Source organism: Gemmobacter serpentinus, assembly GCF_008973825.1.
Taxonomy (GTDB): domain Bacteria; phylum Pseudomonadota; class Alphaproteobacteria; order Rhodobacterales; family Rhodobacteraceae; genus Gemmobacter; species Gemmobacter serpentinus.
This window is the reverse complement of sequence record NZ_WCHR01000021.1, coordinates 17351-33963: the sequence shown is the minus strand read 5'-3', so window position 1 is coordinate 33963 and position 16613 is coordinate 17351. Positions and strand designations below refer to the sequence as shown.

Sequence of the window (16613 nt, the reverse complement as noted above, 5' to 3'; positions counted from 1 at the left end):
AAAGACAGGCCACCTACAAAGACTGGCCAGAACGCAGTGTGGCAATGCAAGGCGGCCCCGCGAAGGGGGCCGCTAATGGTCACACCCGGAGGATCTCAGGCCCGTGACAGGACCGAGGCGGGGCGCATCCGGGCCAGACCCTGGGTGATCCCGGCAGCAAGGCCGGATTTCAGCAAATCACCGGCCAAGAAGGGCAGGGCCAGCATCGCCGCTTCGGGCAGGCTCTTGCCAAGGATCGCGGCCATGCCAAGGATGCCGCAGAGATGCATGACGACAATGCCGCCGAGGACGGCACCTGCGAAGGCCGCGACTCCGATGGAGATGCGCCAGCGCTCCACCACCAGACCGGCGGTGAAGGCCGCCAGCGGGAAACCCACCAGGTAGCCGACGGTGGGCGAGGCAAAGACGCCCAGGCCCCCGCGTCCGCCCGCCAGCAGCGGCAGACCGGCCGCAACCAGTGCGAGGAACAGCAAGACCGCCAGCGCGCCGCGTTTGGCCCCCAGCACCGTGCCGCACAACATGATGCCCAGCGATTGCGCGGTGATCGGCACGCCGGACACCAGGTCGATCTTCGGCACTAGGCCAAGCACGGCGATCAGCGCGGCAAACAGCGCGATATGGGTCAGATTGCGTTCCATCGTCTCTCCTGAAAGTCTTGATTTCTTGCGGGAAATGCTAAATTCGTCTCGGCATTGCTAAAGACCGCCGCGCGCGCGCAGGGCCTCGGCCACATGATCGGCATCGTCCAGCGCGGCCAAGGCCAAAGGCAGGACGATCTGGGCACCTACCCGTCTGGGGCTGCGCGCCCGCCATGCCTGCCGCAATTGACCTGCCTTGTCCAGCAGAACCGGCACGAAGCGGATCACCAGCGCCATGGCCAGCGCAAGAACACGCGGGCGCAGCCCCAGATGGACCAATGGCGCCAAAAGCCGCTCCAGCACCGCAAGCATGGCATCGAGCCGGGTGGTCATGGTCACCAGATTGGCCAGCGCCACCGCCGACAGCATCCGCCCGGCCAGCAGCAGGCCCTGACGCGGCTCCGCCAGCCACAGATGCCACAGCGCAAGGATCAGGAAAAACGGCCAGAGCGGGTGCAGAAGCCGCAAGCCTTGCGCGGCAAAGCGTGCGCCCTGCGCCAGATATGCCAGCATCAAGGCGGCCACCACAAGCCCCATGATCCATGGGTCCTTGATGGCAAAAATCAGCACCGTGCCAAGCGCCACCATGGCCAGCTTGACGCCCGCCGGCCAGCGATGCAGCCAGGTTTCAACCGGCGAGGTGAGTGTCAGCATCCAGATCCCCCAGTCGCGCCATCTCGGCCCGGAAAGCAGGCAGAACCGCCTCAGGTGCGCCATCTGCATGGATGCGCCCGCCCTCCAGCCAGATCACCCGGTCACAGGCGGTGACCGAAGCCGGATCATGGCTGATGGTGATCACCTGCTGCGAAAGCCCGGCAATGCGCCGGGTGAGCCGCGCCTGCGTCGGCAGATCCAGCGCCGCAAAGGGCTCGTCCAGCAGCAGGATCGCGGGCTGCATCAGCAGGACGGCCATCAGGCAGAGCCATTGCTTCTGGCCCTGGCTCAGACTGGCCACCGGCACCGGCGCCCAGTGCAAACGCGCCTCGGCTTCCAGCATCATCCGAACCCGCGTTGCGGCCTCTGCGCCCGTTTGTCCCTGCTGACGCAAGCCGAAGGCCAGCTCCTCCTCCACGGTCGGGAAGATGATCTGGTGGTCGGGATTCTGGAACAGGATCCCAAGCGTCGAAAGCATGGCCTTGCGGTCACGCGACGGATCAATGCCCGTCACGCGCACCTCGCCCGCGGTGGGGGGGATCAGCCCCGCCATCAGGCGCAACAACGTGCTCTTGCCCGAGCCGTTGCGCCCGACAATCCCGATCCGTGCCTCGGTCAGATGCAGATCAATCCCGGTCAGGATGGCTTTGCCTGCAACGGCATAGCCTGCATCGCGCAGCGTGAGGCCGGCTGGGGATATGCTGGTTTCGAGGGTTACGCGCTCCATGCCATCTGATAGCCGCGGCGCTGCATTGCGGCAAGTGCGCAAGCAGGGCGCAAGCCATGGGCGCGAAGGGGGCGCGAAGGGGGGCGCTGCCCCCCTGTCGACCGGATTGCCCGAACCAGAGGTCAGGCAATCCCCCCGGAGTATTTGGGCAATCAGCAAAGCGATCAAGCAGCGCGGGCCCGGCAGCCGCAAAACCACCTGGCAGGGCCAAGCCTGGTGGCCGGATGATGGCCTGCTCTTTGCAGCTTGCCCAAATACTCCGGGGGTGCGGGGGCTGGCCCCCGCTGGTTTCAGGCTCAGCCCTGGCGGGCTGCGGCGACCGCGGCTTCCAGAATCTCCATCGCTTCGGCGAAGATCGCATCGGGGATGGTGATGGGGGCAAGGAAGCGCACCACATTGCCATAGACACCACAGGTCAGCAGGATGAGGCCGCGTTTCTGCGCCTCGTTCTTCACCCGGTTGGTGAAATCGGCATCGGGTGCCTTATTGCCCGGATTGGCGAATTCCACCGCCACCATGAAGCCCGGGCCGCGGATCTCGGCCATTTCGGGGGTGGTGGCGCGGATCGCCTCCAGCCGCTGTTTCAGGCGCGAGCCAAGCTCCTTGGCGCGGTCACAAAGCTGCTCTTCCTCGATCACATCCAGCACGGCATGGGCCGCAGCCACCCCCAGCGGGTTGCCGCCATAGGTGCCGCCCAGCCCGCCCGGATTGGCGGCATCCATGATCTCGGCCCGGCCGCAGACGGCGGCGATCGGCAGGCCACCACCCAGGCCCTTGGCCATGGTGGTCAGATCGGCCACCACATCATAGCCATGCATCGCGAACATGGTGCCGGTGCGGGCAAAGCCGGTCTGCACCTCATCGGCGATCATCACGATGCCATGCTCGTCACAAAGTTTGCGGATGGCGCGGACCAGATCGGCCGGGGCCGGGTAGAAGCCGCCTTCGCCCTGCACGGGTTCGAAGATGATCGCGGCCACCCGTGCGGGATCGAGATCTGCCTTGAACAGTTTGGTGATCCCCGCCATCGCATCGGCGGTGGTGATGCCGTGCAGATCCTGCGGGAAGGGCACATGATAGACATCGGGCATCATCGCGCCGAAGCCCTTCTTATAGGGCTCGACCTTGCCTGTCAGCGTCATTCCCATGAAGGTGCGGCCGTGGAAGGCCCCCCCAAAGGCGATCACCGCATTGCGGCCGGTATGGATACGGGCGATCTTCACCGCGTTTTCCACCGCCTCGGCGCCGGTGGTGACGAAGATGGTTTTCTTGGCGAAATCGCCGGGGGCTGCGGCGTTCAGACGTTCAGCCAGACGGATATAGTTCTCATAGGGCAGAACCTGATGGCAGGTATGGGTGAAGCGCGTCATCTGTTCGGCCACAGCGGCCATGACCTTGGGGTGGCAATGCCCGGTATTGACCACCGCGATGCCTGCCGCAAAGTCGATATAGCGGTTGCCCTCGATATCCCAGATCTCGGAATTCAGCGCCCGGTCGGCATAGATCTGGGTCTGCATCCCCACACCGCGCGCCACCGCATCGACCCGCCGCTTTGCCACATCGCTGTTCTGCATCTTATGTCCCTTTCAGGCCCGCCACGGGCTGTTCGGCGGTATTTTGATCAAAATACCGCAGCCCCGCAACCTGATTTGCGACATGCAATGATGCGTAAAACGCATGGAAACGCCGCCGGGGCGACAGGCAGGGCCGCGGGTTTTCGTCGAAAACCCGATCAGGCCCCGAAATGCGAGAATCGATAGGGGGAGACGCCGTATTTCTTGCGAAAGCTCTTCGAGAAATGGCTCGAAGAGGCATAGCCGCAGGCGACCGCCACCTCGGTCACGCTCATATCGGTTTCCGCCAGCAGGGCGCGTCCGTGCTGCAATCGCAGGTCGTTCATGTAACGCACTGGCGTGACGCCGAGATAGCGGTTGAACAGCCGCTCGATCTGGCGCCGCGACACGCCCAGATGATCGGCGCAGGCATCGAGATCGAACTCTTCCTCGATCCGCGCCTCAAGGAAGGCCACGGCCTTGATCAGCTTTTCGTTGCGCGTGCCCAGGCGTGCGGCCAGAGAGGTGATCTGTTCATCCTCTTCGGTGCGTCGCTGGGTCAGCAGGCACATATTCATGACCTCCTGGCTCAAGCCCGCGCCATAACGGTCATGGATCAGCTTCAGCATGAGGTCAGCGGCCGCCATGCCGCCCGCGCAGGTCACGATCCTGTCCTCGATGCAGAACACCTGGCGGGCGGGGTTCAGATCCGGGAAGGTTTCGCAAAACCCGCTGAGGTTTTCCCAATGCAGTGTGAAACGCCGCCCCTTGAGGATTCCGGCCCGCGCCAAGGCATAGGCCCCGGTGCAAAGCCCGCCCACCGTGCGCCCGCGCCGCCATTGCCCGCGCAACCAGTCGGCCAGCGATGCCGTGATCCGGGTTTCCGGCTCCACCCCGCCGCAGACCAGCACATAGCCGGGCGGCGGGCTTTCCGGCAGGGTGCCTTCGGTCATGACCTGCACGCCATTGGAACAGGTGACGGGCTTGCCATCTTCGGAGAAGGTCTGCCAGCGGAACAGGATCTGCCCGGTCAGCTGGTTGGCCACGCGCAGGGGTTCGATGGCCGAAGTGAAGGCCAGCATGGTGAATTGCGGCACAAGAACGAAGGTCACCGAGACAGGTTCGGAGACCTTGGGCAGCGTCACATGGGCCACGCCACGCGCCACGAACTTGCGACTGTCTTCGGGTTCTGCCGGTGCTTTCATCCCTTTGGCGTAGCGCGCCGCGCAAGCGCCCGCAAGCGGGCTGAACGGGACAGGGCGGTGCTGCGTGATTTTTCCTGCGAGCCGGGCGAATCTTTACTGCCTGTTAACCAGTGATCGCGCAGTCTGACCCGGCGAATGAGGAGCAGAGGATGGTTGCCGGGCCGGTGCGTGACACCCCACACCCCAAACGACCCCACAGCGATCGGGATCGGCTGGCATCCCTGCGCCTCATTCGTTCCCGCAGGGTCGGTCCTGCGACCTGGCACCGGCTGATCGCCGAACATGGCAGCGCCATTGCGGCGCTGGAGGCCCTGCCGGAAATTGCCCGCAAGGCTGGGGTTGATCGCTATGAACCCTGCCCGGAAGGCGTAGTGATGGCCGAGATGCGGGCGGCTGCCGCCATTGGCGCGCGGATGCTCTGCCATGGCGAGGCGGGCTATCCCGAGGCTTTGGCGGAAATCTCGGATGCGCCGCCAGTTCTTTGGCTGCGCGGGCGGGCGGAATTGCTGGCGCGGCCGATGGTGGCGCTGGTCGGGGCGCGCAATGCCTCAAGCCTTGGATTGCGCATGGCGCGGCGGCTGGCCGAATCGCTGTCGGAAACGGGCTTTGTCGTGGCCTCCGGTCTTGCGCGTGGCATCGATGCGGAGGCGCATTCAGGTGCGCTGGCAGGGGGCACGGTTGCGGTGCTGGCCGGGGGGGTCGATCATGTCTACCCGCCCGAGAATGCCCCCCTGATGCAGCGCATCGCGGAGGAGGGCTGTCTTCTTTCGGAACAGCCCCCGGGCTTGGAGGCGCAGGCCCGCCATTTTCCCTTGCGCAACCGCATCATATCCGGCCTCGCGCGCGCGTTGGTGGTGGTGGAGGCGGCAAGCCGCAGCGGCTCGCTCATCACCGCGAAAGAGGCCGCCGATCAGGGGCGCGAGGTGTTCGCGGTCCCGGGCCATCCCTTCGATGCCCGCGCCGCCGGCTGCAATCAGCTGATCCGCGAAGGCGCAACATTGGTGCGATCTGCCGCCGATGTGATCGAAGCGGTCGGCGGGCAGATTTCCGGGGCGCGGTCCCCGTCATCGGGTCGCCCTATGTCGGCCCATCTCGCGGCACATTCCGTGCCGGGCGGAACCTTGCCGGGACCTGCGCCGGTGCGCAGGCCCTTGCGGGAGATTGCGGCCTTGCATCGGCTGATCTTGGATCGGCTGTCGCCCAGCCCGGGTGCCGAGGATCAACTGATCCGGGATCTGGATGTGCCCGCACAGGAGGTCTTGCCGCAGATCCTGCAGCTGGAACTGGAGGGAGAGTTGCGTCGCCAGCCCGGCGGATTGCTGAGCCGTGGATGAAGCTCTGTGCCGGGATCAACTCAAGCGGCGGTCGGGAACCCGGCATTTCTGGTCCGCAGCAATATCAGAACACGTCTTTGTCACAGCCCTAAAGGAAGGAAATGCGCATCGATATCGAGGTGACCTCGGACCTGCACATCGATGTGGCGTTGTAGGCAATGCTTGGAAAGGTGACTCCATTCCTGATGGCTTCGATGAAAGACGGTATGATAGAGCCCGCAGCCGGATGTCGCAGGCAAGGCACGCGGCAGAAAGGGGCCTTGGGCTATGGCCCTTGATCTGGCGCCAAGCCAGGCCTCGGATCAAGGGCAGGGGCCCGGTCCGGTTACTGCCCGGATCGCCCAGCCCCATTGCGCGCAATAGGGCTCGCCCGCATACCAGACATCGGTGGCACCAATTGCCCAGTTTACCGCAACCCATGTCTCGCCGGATTTCTGCAGCATCACCTGCAATGTCGGATGGCCATCCACCCGATCAATCAGATCCTCGGCCATGTCGTCACGCGCCACCATCGGGGCTTGATCCAGCGCGATGGCGGCACCGCCCGGGCGTTGCGCCAGCAGGCTTGCCCAACCATAGCTGCCCTCCACCATGAGATCCTGCACGACGAATTCGACCGGCGGGCCAAGGTTCCATTCCGCAATCGGGCGGATCGCATCCAGCATCGCCTTGCGCTCGGCCGAGCCGCGTTCAGGGCGTTCAAATCCCAGGGCGGCGGGCGCGCTCAGCACCAGAACGATCAGGGGGATCAGCATTTGGTGCATGGCATACCTTGGGGTGGGGGGCAGCAAAGATGCAGCACATTGGCCGGTTTTTCCCCCTGCGTCAAAGCCCCGCCTCCCCCTGTCCGGGCTTGACGAATGCCCCCCGCCTTGACATGGGGGCGGGGTCGCACACATCTTTTCGGCGCCCAGCACGGGCTGGGCGCAAGAGGTATTCATGGCAGTTGTCGTCGTCGAGTCTCCGGCCAAGGCCAAGACAATCAACAAATATCTTGGCTCCGACTATACGGTTCTGGCCTCCTATGGCCATGTCCGTGACCTGCCGCCGAAGGATGGATCGGTCGATCCCGAACATGATTTCGACATGAAATGGGAGGTGGCGGCTGACAGCAAGAAGCATGTCCGCGCCATTGCCGAGGCCCTGAAAACCGATGACACGCTGATCCTTGCCACCGACCCTGATCGCGAGGGCGAGGCGATTTCGTGGCACTTGCAAGAGGCGCTGGCCCCGAGCTTGAAGAAGGGCAAGAAGGTCAGCCGCGTCACCTTCAACGCGATCACCAAGGATGCGGTGACGCAGGCGATGAAGAACCCGCGCGATGTCGATGTGGCGCTGGTCGATGCCTATCTGGCGCGGCGTGCGCTGGATTATCTGGTGGGCTTCACGCTGTCGCCAGTGCTGTGGCGCAAGCTGCCGGGGGCGAAATCGGCGGGCCGGGTGCAATCCGTCTGCCTGCGTCTGATCGTTGAGCGCGAAATGGAGATCGAGGCGTTTCGTGCGCGGGAATATTGGTCGGTCGGGGCTGCGTTCAAGACGCCCCGCGGTCAGGAATTCGAGGCGCGCCTTGTTTTGCTTGGCGGCAAGAAGCTGGACAAATTCGACATTCCGACGGCTGAGGCCGCCGATCTTGCCGTGGCCGCCATTCAAAATCGAACATTCCGGGTCGAGGCGGTCGAGAAAAAGCCTGCCAGTCGCAACCCGTTCGCGCCCTTTATGACCTCTACCCTGCAGCAAGAGGCCAGCCGCAAATTCGGCATGGGCGCCAAGGCCACGATGTCGGCGGCGCAGCGGCTTTATGAGGCCGGCCATATCACCTATATGCGGACCGATGGCATCGACATGGCACCTGAGGCGGTGACCGCTGCGCGGGAGGCGATCCGGTCAATGTTCGGGGCCGATTACCTGCCCGACGCCCCGCGCATCTACAAGAACAAGGCCAAGAATGCGCAGGAGGCGCATGAATGTATTCGCCCGACCGACATGGCGGCGCGGCCCGAAAGCCTGTCACTGGCCGAGGCCGATCAGCGCAAGCTCTATGATCTGATCTGGAAGCGCACGATTGCCAGCCAGATGGCGGCCGCGCGGCTGGAGCGCACTTCGGTCGAGGTCACTTCGCCCGATGGGCAGGTGGGGCTGCGCGCGACCGGGCAGGTCATGCTGTTCGACGGCTTCCTCAAGGTCTATGACGAGGGCCGTGACGAGGATGGCGATGATGAGGGCCGCCTGCCGCAGATCATGCAGAATGACGCGCTCGACCGCCAGTCGGTGACGCCGGAGCAGCATTTCACCCAGCCGCCGCCGCGCTATACCGAGGCCACGCTGGTGAAGCGGATGGAAGAGCTGGGCATCGGGCGCCCCTCCACCTATGCCTCGATCCTGACCACGATCCAGGACCGTGAATATGTGCGCCGCGACAAGAACCGCCTGATCCCGGAAGATAAAGGTCGCCTCGTAACTGCTTTCCTTACCAACTTTTTCCGCAAATATGTGGAATATGATTTCACGGCGGAACTGGAAGGCGAACTCGATGACGTCTCCGCCGGGGAGCGCGATTACAAGGAAGTGCTGGCACGGTTCTGGCGCGATTTCTCGGCGGCTGTGTCGGAAACCTCGGATCTGCGCATCTCGGAGGTGCTCGACAAGATCGACGATTTTCTCAGCCCGCATCTTTATCCGCCGCGCGCCGATGGTGGGGATCCGCGTGCCTGCCCGACCTGCGGCAATGGCCGCCTGCATCTGAAGACCGCGCGTTCGGGTGGGGCCTTCATTGGCTGTGGAAATTACCCGGAATGCCGCTACACCCGGCCGATTTCGGTCGGCGATGACAGCGGCGCGATCAGCCCGGATGGCAAGATTCTGGGCCAGGATGTCGATGGGCTGCCGGTCAGCCTGCGCGCCGGGCGCTTTGGCCCCTATGTGCAGAAGGGTGAGGTGACGGAGGAAACCCCGAAGCCGCCGCGCGCCAGCCTGCCGAAAGGATGGTCGCCGGAAAGCATCGATCTGGAACGGGCTTTGCTTCTGCTGAACCTGCCGCGCGCCATCGGGCCACACCCCGAAGACGGGGTGCTGGTCGAGGCCGGGATTGGCCGCTTTGGTCCCTATGTGAAGCATGACAAAGTCTATGCCAACCTGCCGGATGTCGAAGAGGTCTTCACCATCGGCATGAATCGCGCGGTCGAGGTTCTGGCGCTGAAAGCCAGCCGGGGTGCCGGGCGGGGGGCTGCGGCACAGCCCTTGCGCGAATTGGGCGATCACCCCGATGGCGGCGCGATCTCGGTCATGCCGGGGCGCTATGGGCCCTATGTCAAATGGGAAAAGGTGAATGCCACCTTGCCCAAAGAGGTGACGCCGGAGACGGTGACGCTGGAACAGGCGCTGGCGCTGATCGCCGAAAAGGCCGGGAAGTCGGGCAAGAAGCCGGCCCGCAAGGCCGCAGCAAAGCCGAAGGCCGATGCGGCGGAGCCCGTGAAAAAAGCGCCTGCGAAAAAGGTCGCCGCCAAGAAACCTGCCGCGAAAGCCGCAGCGGATGGGGTCAAGAAATCTGCCGTCAAGAAAACTGCGGCGAAAAAGCCCGCAGCCGAGGCAGAAGGCGACGTGGTGGAGTGATCCACCACCGCCTGACAGGCGCGACGCCTGGCGGCTAAATTTTCTGTCTTCAAATATCCTCGGGGGGCTTGGGGGGCAGACAGCCCCCCAATGATCCCGGTCGGCATCGATCGCGCTTCAGGCCGCGCGCGGATCGACCAGCCGCGCCAACACATCCCGCGCGATGATCGTGCCGATGACCGCGCCGCTTTCGGTCACGGCCAGTTCCTCGATACCATCGCGGATCTGCGCCATCACCGCGCGCACTGGCAGGTCTGCGGTGACCGCATGGCCCGCCGAGGACGGGCCGGGCCGCATTACATCCCGCGCGGTCAACACGCTGAGCGGGTTCATATGCGCCACAAAATCCTGCACATAGTCATTGATCGGGTTGGCGATGATCTCGCGGGCAGTGCCGCATTGCACGATGCGCCCGCCTTCCATCAGGGCGATGCGGTTACCGATCTTGAAGGCCTCGTCCAGATCATGGCTGACAAAGATGATGGTGCGTTTCAGGCGCTTTTGCAGATCCAGCAGCTCATCCTGCAGCTTGCTGCGGATCAGCGGGTCCAGCGCCGAAAACGGCTCATCCATCAGCAGGATCGGGGCCTGGGTGACAAAGGCGCGCGCAAGGCCCACGCGCTGCTGCATCCCGCCGGACAGGTCGCCGACCTTGCGATCGGCCCATTGGCTCAGGTTGACCAGCGCAAGCTGCTCATCCACCGGCTTCTTGCGCGCCTCGACTGGCATCCCGGCAAGTTCCAGCCCAAGGCCCACATTCTCGCGCACCGTGCGCCAGGGCAGCAGGCCGAATTGCTGGAACACCATCGCGATGCGCGACAGGCGCAACCGACGCAGCGTCTCGGGATCAGCCTTGGTGACCGAGACCATCTTGTCGCCGTCCGATACCCGCACCTCGCCGCGCACCACCGGGTTCAGTGCGTTCACCCCGCGCAAGAGTGTGGATTTGCCGGAGCCGGACAGGCCCATCAGGACAAGGATCTCGCCCTCATCGACCTTGAGGGAACAGTCATGCACCCCCAGAACCTGGCCCGTGGCGGCCTGCACTTCGGCGCGCGACTGCCCCTTGTCCATCAAGGGCAGCGCACGGTCGGGGTGGTCGCCAAAGACGATGGAGACGCGATCAAATTCAACGGCCGTCATTTGCGCGTCACCCTCAGCATACGGTCCAAAATGATGGCCACGACAACGATGACGAGACCGGATTCAAAGCCAAGCGCGGTGTTGCCCTGTCCAAGTGCACGCACCACCGGGATGCCAAGCCCGTTTGCCCCCACCATGGCTGCGATCACCACCATGGAGAGCGACAGCATGATGGTCTGATTGAGGCCGACCATGATCTGGGGCAGGGCCCAGGGCAGTTCCACCTTGAACAGTTTCTGGCGCGGCGTTGCGCCAAAGGCGGTTGCCGCTTCGACGAGGGCCTGTGGCGTCGACGAAACGCCGAGATAGGTCAGCCGGATCGGGGCGGGCAGCACGAAGACCACGGTCGCAAGCAGGCCCGGCACCATGCCAAGGCCGAAAAACACCACAGCGGGAATGAGATAGACGAAGGTCGGCAGCGTCTGCATCAGATCCAGCACCGGCGAAAGTGCGGCATAGAGCTTGGGGCGATGCGCGCAGGCGATGCCGATCGGAATGCCCACCGCCATACAGAAAATGCAGGAATAGAACAGCAGGACCAGTGTTTCGGTGGTCGGCTTCCAATAGCCTTGGTTCAGGATGAAGAGAAAGCCCAGAAGCACCAGAACACAGAGCTTCCAGGACCGCTGCCGCCACCAGGTGAAGGCAAGAAGCAACGCCACCACGATCATGGGATGGGGATATTGCAGCAGGCTCAACGAGCCGTCGATCAGCCGTGTGAGCAGGTCACTGATCGAATCGAACAGCCAGCCAAGATGCGTCTTCAGCCAGTCCACCGCCGTCTTTGCGACGCGTCCAACCGGAATTTTGGGAAAGTCGAGCCAGTCCATTACCGCCTGCTATAGAGGAATGAAAAAAGGGTGCGCGCGCCGCGCAGGAAACAGCCTGTGAAAATCGTGGCGAAGGACATGCCCTCGCCACGAAAGCACGACAGGCGCCGTCAAACTCAGTTCAGAGCGGCTTCGACTGCGGCCACCGCATCGCCACCGTCCTTGGTGGTCACGCCGGCAAGCCAGGGCTTCCAGGTCTCGGGGTTGGCCTTGAGCCAGGCTTTCGCCGCGTCGCGCGGTTCAGCCCCGTCATTCAGGATCGCGCCCATGATCTCGTTTTCCATCGGCAGCGAAAACTCAAGATTTTCCAGGAACTTGCCCGTATTGGGGCATTCGGCCACATAACCCTTGCGGGTATTGGTGGCGACGATCGCACCGCCGAAATCAGGGCCAAACACCTCATCACCCCCAGCAAGATAGGTGATCTCGAAATTGGCATTCATCGGATGGGGTTCCCAGGCAAGGAACACGATGGGCTTTTGCGCGGAAGAGTTGCGGTCAACCTGCGCCAACATGCCCTGTTCCGAGCTTTCGACGATCTCAAAGCTGCCAAGCCCGAACTTGTCGGCCTGGATCATGTCGAGGATCAGCCGGTTGCCATCATTGCCGGCTTCGATGCCGTAGATCTTGCCGTCAAGCGCATCCTTTTGCGCCCCGATCGCGGCGAAATCGCTGATGCCAAGCGCCTTGCCGGCCGCATTGGTGGCTAGGGTGTATTTGGCCCCGGTCAGGTTGGTGCGGACGGTATCGACCGAACCCGCCTCACGGTAGGGGGCAATATCGCCCTCCATCGTCGGCATCCAGTTGCCAAGGAAGACATCGATATCGCCTTCAGCCAGACCGGCATAGGTCACCGGCACCGACAGGAGCTTGGTCTCGGTCTCGTAGCCCAGGCCCTCCAGCACGACGCTTGTCGCGGCGGTGGTGGCGGTGATGTCGGTCCAGCCGACATCCGAGAAGGTGATCTTGTCGCAGCCCTCGGCATAGGCGGTGCCCGTGAAGGCGAAAGCGGCGACAGAGGCCAGAAATGCGGCTTTGAAGTTGGTCATGGTCGACTCCCTGTGGTCGTTTGGGTCATCAGCGTCTGACGCGCTTTTTGTTGATTGACGGATCAATAAAAAACACGCTACCCCGGTTTGGCAAGAAGTTTCTGACGGATTTGCCAGAATGCCGAAGATTGGGATGGAGCCTATCCGAAAGGCCGCGCTGGTCAAAGCGACCATCGTGGAGATCGGGCGCGCCGGGTCGCTGGATGTGACGGTCAGTCAGATCGCCAAGCGGGCAGGGATGTCCTCGGCCCTGGCGCATCACTATTTCGGGTCGAAGGAAGATATCTTCCTGGCCGCAATGCGACATATCCTGTCGCTTTATGGCGCAGAAGTGCGCGGCGCGCTGGCTGCGGCCAGTGATGAACCCGAGGCGCGGCTGCGCGCCATCGTGCGGGCCAATTTCAGCGCCGGCAATTTCCGGCGCGAAGCTGTCGGTGCCTGGCTCAATTTTTATGTTCTGTCGCAGACCGTGCCCGAGGCACGCCGCCTCTTGCGGGTCTATCAGCGCCGCTTGCGCTCGAATTTGATGCATTCGCTGCGCCCATTGGTCGGCGCGCGGGCGGATGGGGTGGCGGCCGCCATGGGGGCGCTGCTGGACGGGGTCTATCTGCGCGAGGCGCTGAAGGAAGGGCCGCCCGATTCGGGGACGGCTGTTGCGGTGGTGATGGAGTTTCTCACCTCCGAACTCGGAAAACGGATATGAAGGGGATCGCCATGCGGGCACAGCCCAAAGCCAGCCATTTCGTGAATGGTGCCTATGTCGAGGATAAGGCCGGGGCCGAGATCGAAGTGATCTATCCTGCCACCGGCGAGGTGATCGCGGTCTTGCACGAGGCGACGCCTGCGGTGATCGAGGCCGCACTTGCCGGGGCAGAGGCCGCGCAGAAGGCTTGGGGGGCCACGCGCCCGGTGGAACGCGCCCGCATCCTGCGCCGCGCCGTTGATCTGATCCGCGCCCGCAATGCCGAATTGTCGGAGCTGGAGACGCTGGATACTGGCAAGCCCATTCAGGAAACAGAGGTGGCCGATTGGCCATCGGGCGCGGATGCCTTGGAATATTTCGCGGGGCTTGCACCAACCGTGACCGGCGAGACGATCCCGCTGGGCGGCGATTTCGTCTACACTATCCGCGAGCCGCTGGGGGTTTGCGTGGGCATCGGGGCCTGGAACTATCCAAGCCAGATCGCCTGCTGGAAGGCCGCGCCCGCGCTGTCGCTGGGCAATGCGATGATCTTCAAACCGTCCGAGGTGACGCCGCTTGGTGCGCTGAAACTGGCCGAGATCTTTATCGAGGCCGGGATGCCCGCAGGCCTGTTCAATGTGCTGCAGGGGCGCGGCGCGGTGGGGGGCGCATTGGTGACCGATCCGCGCGTGGCCAAGGTCTCGCTGACCGGATCGGTGCCGACGGGGCGGCGTGTCTATGCCGCCGCCGCAGAAGGAATGCGCCATGTCACGATGGAGCTGGGCGGCAAGTCGCCGCTGGTGGTGTTTGATGACGCCGATATCGAAAGCGCCATCGGCGCGGCGATGCTGGGCAATTTCTACTCCGCCGGGCAGGTCTGCTCCAACGGCACCCGGGTTTTCGTGCAAAAGGCGATAAAGGAACGCTTCCTGACCCGTCTGGCCGAGCGCAGCGCCGCGATCAAGCTGGGCGATCCGCTCGATCCCGAAACCCAGATGGGGCCGCTTGTGTCCTCCGCGCAGCGCGACAAGGTGCTGGCCTATATCGAAAAGGCCAAGGCGGAAGGCGGGCGGCTGGTGACCGGCGGGGCGGCGGCGGATCTGAATACCGGCTTCTATGTGCAGCCCACCGTCTTTGCGGATATCACCGATGATATGACGCTGGCGCGGGAAGAGGTCTTCGGTCCGGTCATGGCGGTCCTGGATTTCGACAACGAGGCCGAAGTGATCGCGCGCGCCAACGCCACCGAGTTCGGACTGGCGGCGGGGGTCTTCACTGCCGATCTCGCGCGCGGGCACCGCGTGGTCGGGCAGTTGCAGGCGGGCACCTGCTGGATCAACGCCTATAACCTGACGCCGGTCGAGGCACCCTTTGGCGGGGTGAAGGCCTCGGGCGTGGGGCGTGAAAACTCTCGCGCCGCGATTGAACATTATACACAGGTCAAGTCGGTCTATGTCGGCATGGGCCCGGTTGAAAGCCCCTACTGATGGCCAGCGATTACGTCATTGTCGGCGCGGGCTCTGCCGGATGCGCCATGGCCTATCGTCTGGCCGAGGCCGGGCGTTCGGTCACCGTGATCGAGTTCGGCGGCACGGACGCCGGGCCCTTCATCCAGATGCCCGGCGCGCTGTCCTATCCGATGAATATGGGCATCTATGACTGGGGCTTTCAAACCGAGCCCGAGCCGCATCTGGGCGGGCGGGTGCTGGCCACGCCGCGCGGCAAGGTGATCGGCGGGTCGTCGTCGATCAATGGCATGGTCTATGTGCGCGGCCATGCCCGCGACTTTGACCATTGGGCCGAACAGGGCGCGCAGGGCTGGTCTTACGCCGATGTGCTGCCCTATTTCCGCCGGATGGAAAGCTGGCATGGCGATACCGGCGAGGGCGAGTATCGCGGCGACAGCGGCCCCTTGCATGTGACGCGCGGCCCCCGCAGCAATCCGTTGTTCAATGCCTTTATCGAGGCGGGGCAACAGGCGGGCTATCCCGTGACCGCCGATTACAACGGACGCCAGCAGGAAGGCTTTGGCGCGATGGAAGCGACGATCTGGAAGGGTCGCCGCTGGTCCGCCGCCAATGCCTATCTGAAGCCTGCGATCAAGACCGGGCGGGTCAAGGTCGAAAAGGGTTTTGCCCGGCGCGTGGTGATCGAGAACGGACGCGCCACCGGGGTGGAGATCGAGCAAAAGGGCCAGGTGGTGGTGATTCCCGCCGCGCGTGAGGTCATCATCGCGGCGTCCTCCATCAATTCGCCGAAATTGTTGCTCCTTTCCGGCATCGGCCCCGCGGCGCATCTGGCCGAACATGGTGTGCCGCTGGTCGCGGATCGCCCCGGCGTGGGGCAGAACCTGCAGGACCATCTGGAACTTTACCTGCAATTCGCAGCCAGCCAGCCGGTCAGCCTGTATAAATACTGGAATCTCTGGGGCAAGGCCTGGGTGGGCGCGCAATGGCTGTTCACGGGCGGTGGCATCGGGGCCTCGAACCAGTTTGAAAGCTGCGCTTTCATCCGCTCCAAGCCCGGGGTGGATTATCCCGATATCCAGTATCACTTCCTGCCGATTGCCGTGCGCTATGACGGCAAGGCAGCCGCCGAGGGCCATGGTTTCCAGACCCATGTCGGGCCGATGCGGTCGGCCTCGCGCGGGTCGGTTTCGCTGCGGTCGGGTGATCCGCGTGTCGCACCGAAGATCCTGTTCAATTACATGAGCCAGGACTCCGACTGGGATGATTTCCGCCGCTGCATCCGCCTGACCCGCGAGATCATCGGACAGGATGCCTTCAAGCCCTATCTGAAATCCGAGATCCAGCCCGGCATCGGGTTGCAATCCGATGACGAGTTGAACGGTTTCATCAAGGAACATGTCGAAAGCGCCTATCACCCCTGCGGCACCTGTCGGATGGGGGCGGCCAGCGATCCGATGGCGGTGGTGGACCCGGAGGCCCGCGTGATCGGGGTGGAGGGGCTGCGGCTTGCCGACAGCTCCATCTTCCCGCGGGTGACCAATGGCAACCTGAATGCGCCCTCGATCATGACCGGCGAGAAGGCCGCCGATCATATCCTTGGCCGCACAGCATTGCCGCGTTCCAATCTGGAGCCCTGGATCAATCCGGGCTGGCAGGTGAACCAGCGCTGACAAGAGGCCCCTTCGGGGGCCTTTTCTTTTGGAAGGGGCTTACGGGGCAC

At 63.8% G+C, this 16613-nt stretch carries 14 protein-coding genes; 5 read left to right on the top strand and 9 right to left on the bottom strand.

The window, feature by feature from the left end:
- Positions 1–95: 95 nt before the first annotated feature.
- From GBJ34_RS14280 to GBJ34_RS14260, 5 genes are all read right to left on the bottom strand, one after another.
- Positions 96–638, bottom strand: a complete 543-nt coding sequence (locus tag GBJ34_RS14280; RefSeq protein ID WP_151719897.1) for a biotin transporter BioY — start codon at positions 636–638, stop codon at positions 96–98.
- A 57-nt stretch (positions 639–695) separates the two neighbouring features.
- A complete protein-coding gene (locus tag GBJ34_RS14275) occupies positions 696–1292 on the bottom strand; it encodes an energy-coupling factor transporter transmembrane component T family protein (protein ID WP_151719896.1) in 597 nt (198 codons plus the stop codon).
- Entirely contained in the window at positions 1267–2019 is a 753-nt protein-coding gene (locus GBJ34_RS14270) for an energy-coupling factor ABC transporter ATP-binding protein (RefSeq protein ID WP_151719895.1), read from the bottom strand. The genes GBJ34_RS14275 and GBJ34_RS14270 overlap by 26 nt, the downstream gene beginning before the upstream one ends.
- Positions 2020–2315: 296 nt before the next feature.
- Positions 2316–3593: a 4-aminobutyrate--2-oxoglutarate transaminase gene (locus GBJ34_RS14265; protein ID WP_151719894.1), complete on the bottom strand. Its 1278-nt coding sequence runs from the start codon at positions 3591–3593 to the stop codon at positions 2316–2318.
- 158 nt (positions 3594–3751) lie between these two features.
- Positions 3752–4777 carry a GlxA family transcriptional regulator gene (locus tag GBJ34_RS14260; protein ID WP_151719893.1) on the bottom strand — a complete coding sequence of 342 codons (1026 nt, stop codon included), beginning with the start codon at positions 4775–4777 and terminating at the stop codon, positions 3752–3754.
- Between the two features lie 149 nt (positions 4778–4926).
- Here GBJ34_RS14260 and dprA point away from each other — a divergent pair, with 149 nt between their 5' ends.
- Positions 4927–6111 carry a DNA-processing protein DprA gene (dprA, locus tag GBJ34_RS14255; RefSeq protein WP_151719892.1) on the top strand — a complete coding sequence of 395 codons (1185 nt, stop codon included), beginning with the start codon at positions 4927–4929 and terminating at the stop codon, positions 6109–6111.
- A gap of 302 nt (positions 6112–6413) precedes the next feature.
- Here dprA and GBJ34_RS14250 read toward each other — a convergent pair whose 3' ends face one another.
- Positions 6414–6866 (bottom strand): hypothetical protein, encoded by a 453-nt coding sequence (locus GBJ34_RS14250; protein WP_151719891.1) that lies wholly within the window; start codon positions 6864–6866, stop codon positions 6414–6416.
- Between the two features lie 184 nt (positions 6867–7050).
- Here GBJ34_RS14250 and topA point away from each other — a divergent pair, with 184 nt between their 5' ends.
- A complete protein-coding gene (gene topA / locus GBJ34_RS14245) occupies positions 7051–9720 on the top strand; it encodes a type I DNA topoisomerase (RefSeq protein ID WP_151719890.1) in 2670 nt (889 codons plus the stop codon).
- 117 nt (positions 9721–9837) lie between these two features.
- On the opposite strand, the gene choV is transcribed toward topA, so the two are convergent.
- From choV to choX, 3 genes are all read right to left on the bottom strand, one after another.
- A complete protein-coding gene (choV, locus tag GBJ34_RS14240) occupies positions 9838–10863 on the bottom strand; it encodes a choline ABC transporter ATP-binding protein (RefSeq protein ID WP_151719889.1) in 1026 nt (341 codons plus the stop codon).
- Complete coding sequence (gene choW, locus GBJ34_RS14235; protein WP_151719888.1) at positions 10860–11693, bottom strand: choline ABC transporter permease subunit; 834 nt, start codon at positions 11691–11693, stop codon at positions 10860–10862. The genes choV and choW overlap by 4 nt, the downstream gene beginning before the upstream one ends.
- A gap of 116 nt (positions 11694–11809) precedes the next feature.
- Complete coding sequence (gene choX / locus GBJ34_RS14230; RefSeq protein WP_151719887.1) at positions 11810–12742, bottom strand: choline ABC transporter substrate-binding protein; 933 nt, start codon at positions 12740–12742, stop codon at positions 11810–11812.
- A 118-nt stretch (positions 12743–12860) separates the two neighbouring features.
- Here choX and betI point away from each other — a divergent pair, with 118 nt between their 5' ends.
- Genes betI through betA form a run of 3 tightly spaced genes read left to right on the top strand, consistent with a single transcriptional unit; the run spans position 12861 to position 16563 of the window.
- Positions 12861–13445: a choline-binding transcriptional repressor BetI gene (betI, locus tag GBJ34_RS14225; protein ID WP_151719886.1), complete on the top strand. Its 585-nt coding sequence runs from the start codon at positions 12861–12863 to the stop codon at positions 13443–13445.
- An 11-nt stretch (positions 13446–13456) separates the two neighbouring features.
- On the top strand, positions 13457–14911 hold the full coding sequence (betB, locus tag GBJ34_RS14220; protein ID WP_151719926.1) for a betaine-aldehyde dehydrogenase: 1455 nt from the start codon (positions 13457–13459) through the stop codon (positions 14909–14911).
- Positions 14911–16563 carry a choline dehydrogenase gene (gene betA / locus GBJ34_RS14215; RefSeq protein ID WP_151719885.1) on the top strand — a complete coding sequence of 551 codons (1653 nt, stop codon included), beginning with the start codon at positions 14911–14913 and terminating at the stop codon, positions 16561–16563. The genes betB and betA overlap by 1 nt, the downstream gene beginning before the upstream one ends.
- Positions 16564–16613: the final 50 nt, after the last annotated feature.

Bases quoted from the DNA above. Each gene is read 5' to 3' on its own strand.
- betI (WP_151719886.1), top strand. From the start codon at position 12,861: ATGCCGAAGATTGGGATGGAGCCTATCCGAAAGGCCGCGCTGGTCAAA.
- GBJ34_RS14270 (WP_151719895.1), bottom strand. From the start codon at position 2,019: ATGGAGCGCGTAACCCTCGAAACCAGCATATCCCCAGCCGGCCTCACG.
- GBJ34_RS14265 (WP_151719894.1), bottom strand. From the start codon at position 3,593: ATGCAGAACAGCGATGTGGCAAAGCGGCGGGTCGATGCGGTGGCGCGC.
- dprA (WP_151719892.1), top strand. From the start codon at position 4,927: ATGGTTGCCGGGCCGGTGCGTGACACCCCACACCCCAAACGACCCCAC.
- betB (WP_151719926.1), top strand. From the start codon at position 13,457: ATGCGGGCACAGCCCAAAGCCAGCCATTTCGTGAATGGTGCCTATGTC.
- GBJ34_RS14260 (WP_151719893.1), bottom strand. From the start codon at position 4,777: ATGAAAGCACCGGCAGAACCCGAAGACAGTCGCAAGTTCGTGGCGCGT.
- topA (WP_151719890.1), top strand. From the start codon at position 7,051: ATGGCAGTTGTCGTCGTCGAGTCTCCGGCCAAGGCCAAGACAATCAAC.
- GBJ34_RS14280 (WP_151719897.1), bottom strand. From the start codon at position 638: ATGGAACGCAATCTGACCCATATCGCGCTGTTTGCCGCGCTGATCGCC.
- GBJ34_RS14275 (WP_151719896.1), bottom strand. From the start codon at position 1,292: ATGCTGACACTCACCTCGCCGGTTGAAACCTGGCTGCATCGCTGGCCG.
- choX (WP_151719887.1), bottom strand. From the start codon at position 12,742: ATGACCAACTTCAAAGCCGCATTTCTGGCCTCTGTCGCCGCTTTCGCC.
- betA (WP_151719885.1), top strand. From the start codon at position 14,911: ATGGCCAGCGATTACGTCATTGTCGGCGCGGGCTCTGCCGGATGCGCC.
- choW (WP_151719888.1), bottom strand. From the start codon at position 11,693: ATGGACTGGCTCGACTTTCCCAAAATTCCGGTTGGACGCGTCGCAAAG.
- choV (WP_151719889.1), bottom strand. From the start codon at position 10,863: ATGACGGCCGTTGAATTTGATCGCGTCTCCATCGTCTTTGGCGACCAC.
- GBJ34_RS14250 (WP_151719891.1), bottom strand. From the start codon at position 6,866: ATGCTGATCCCCCTGATCGTTCTGGTGCTGAGCGCGCCCGCCGCCCTG.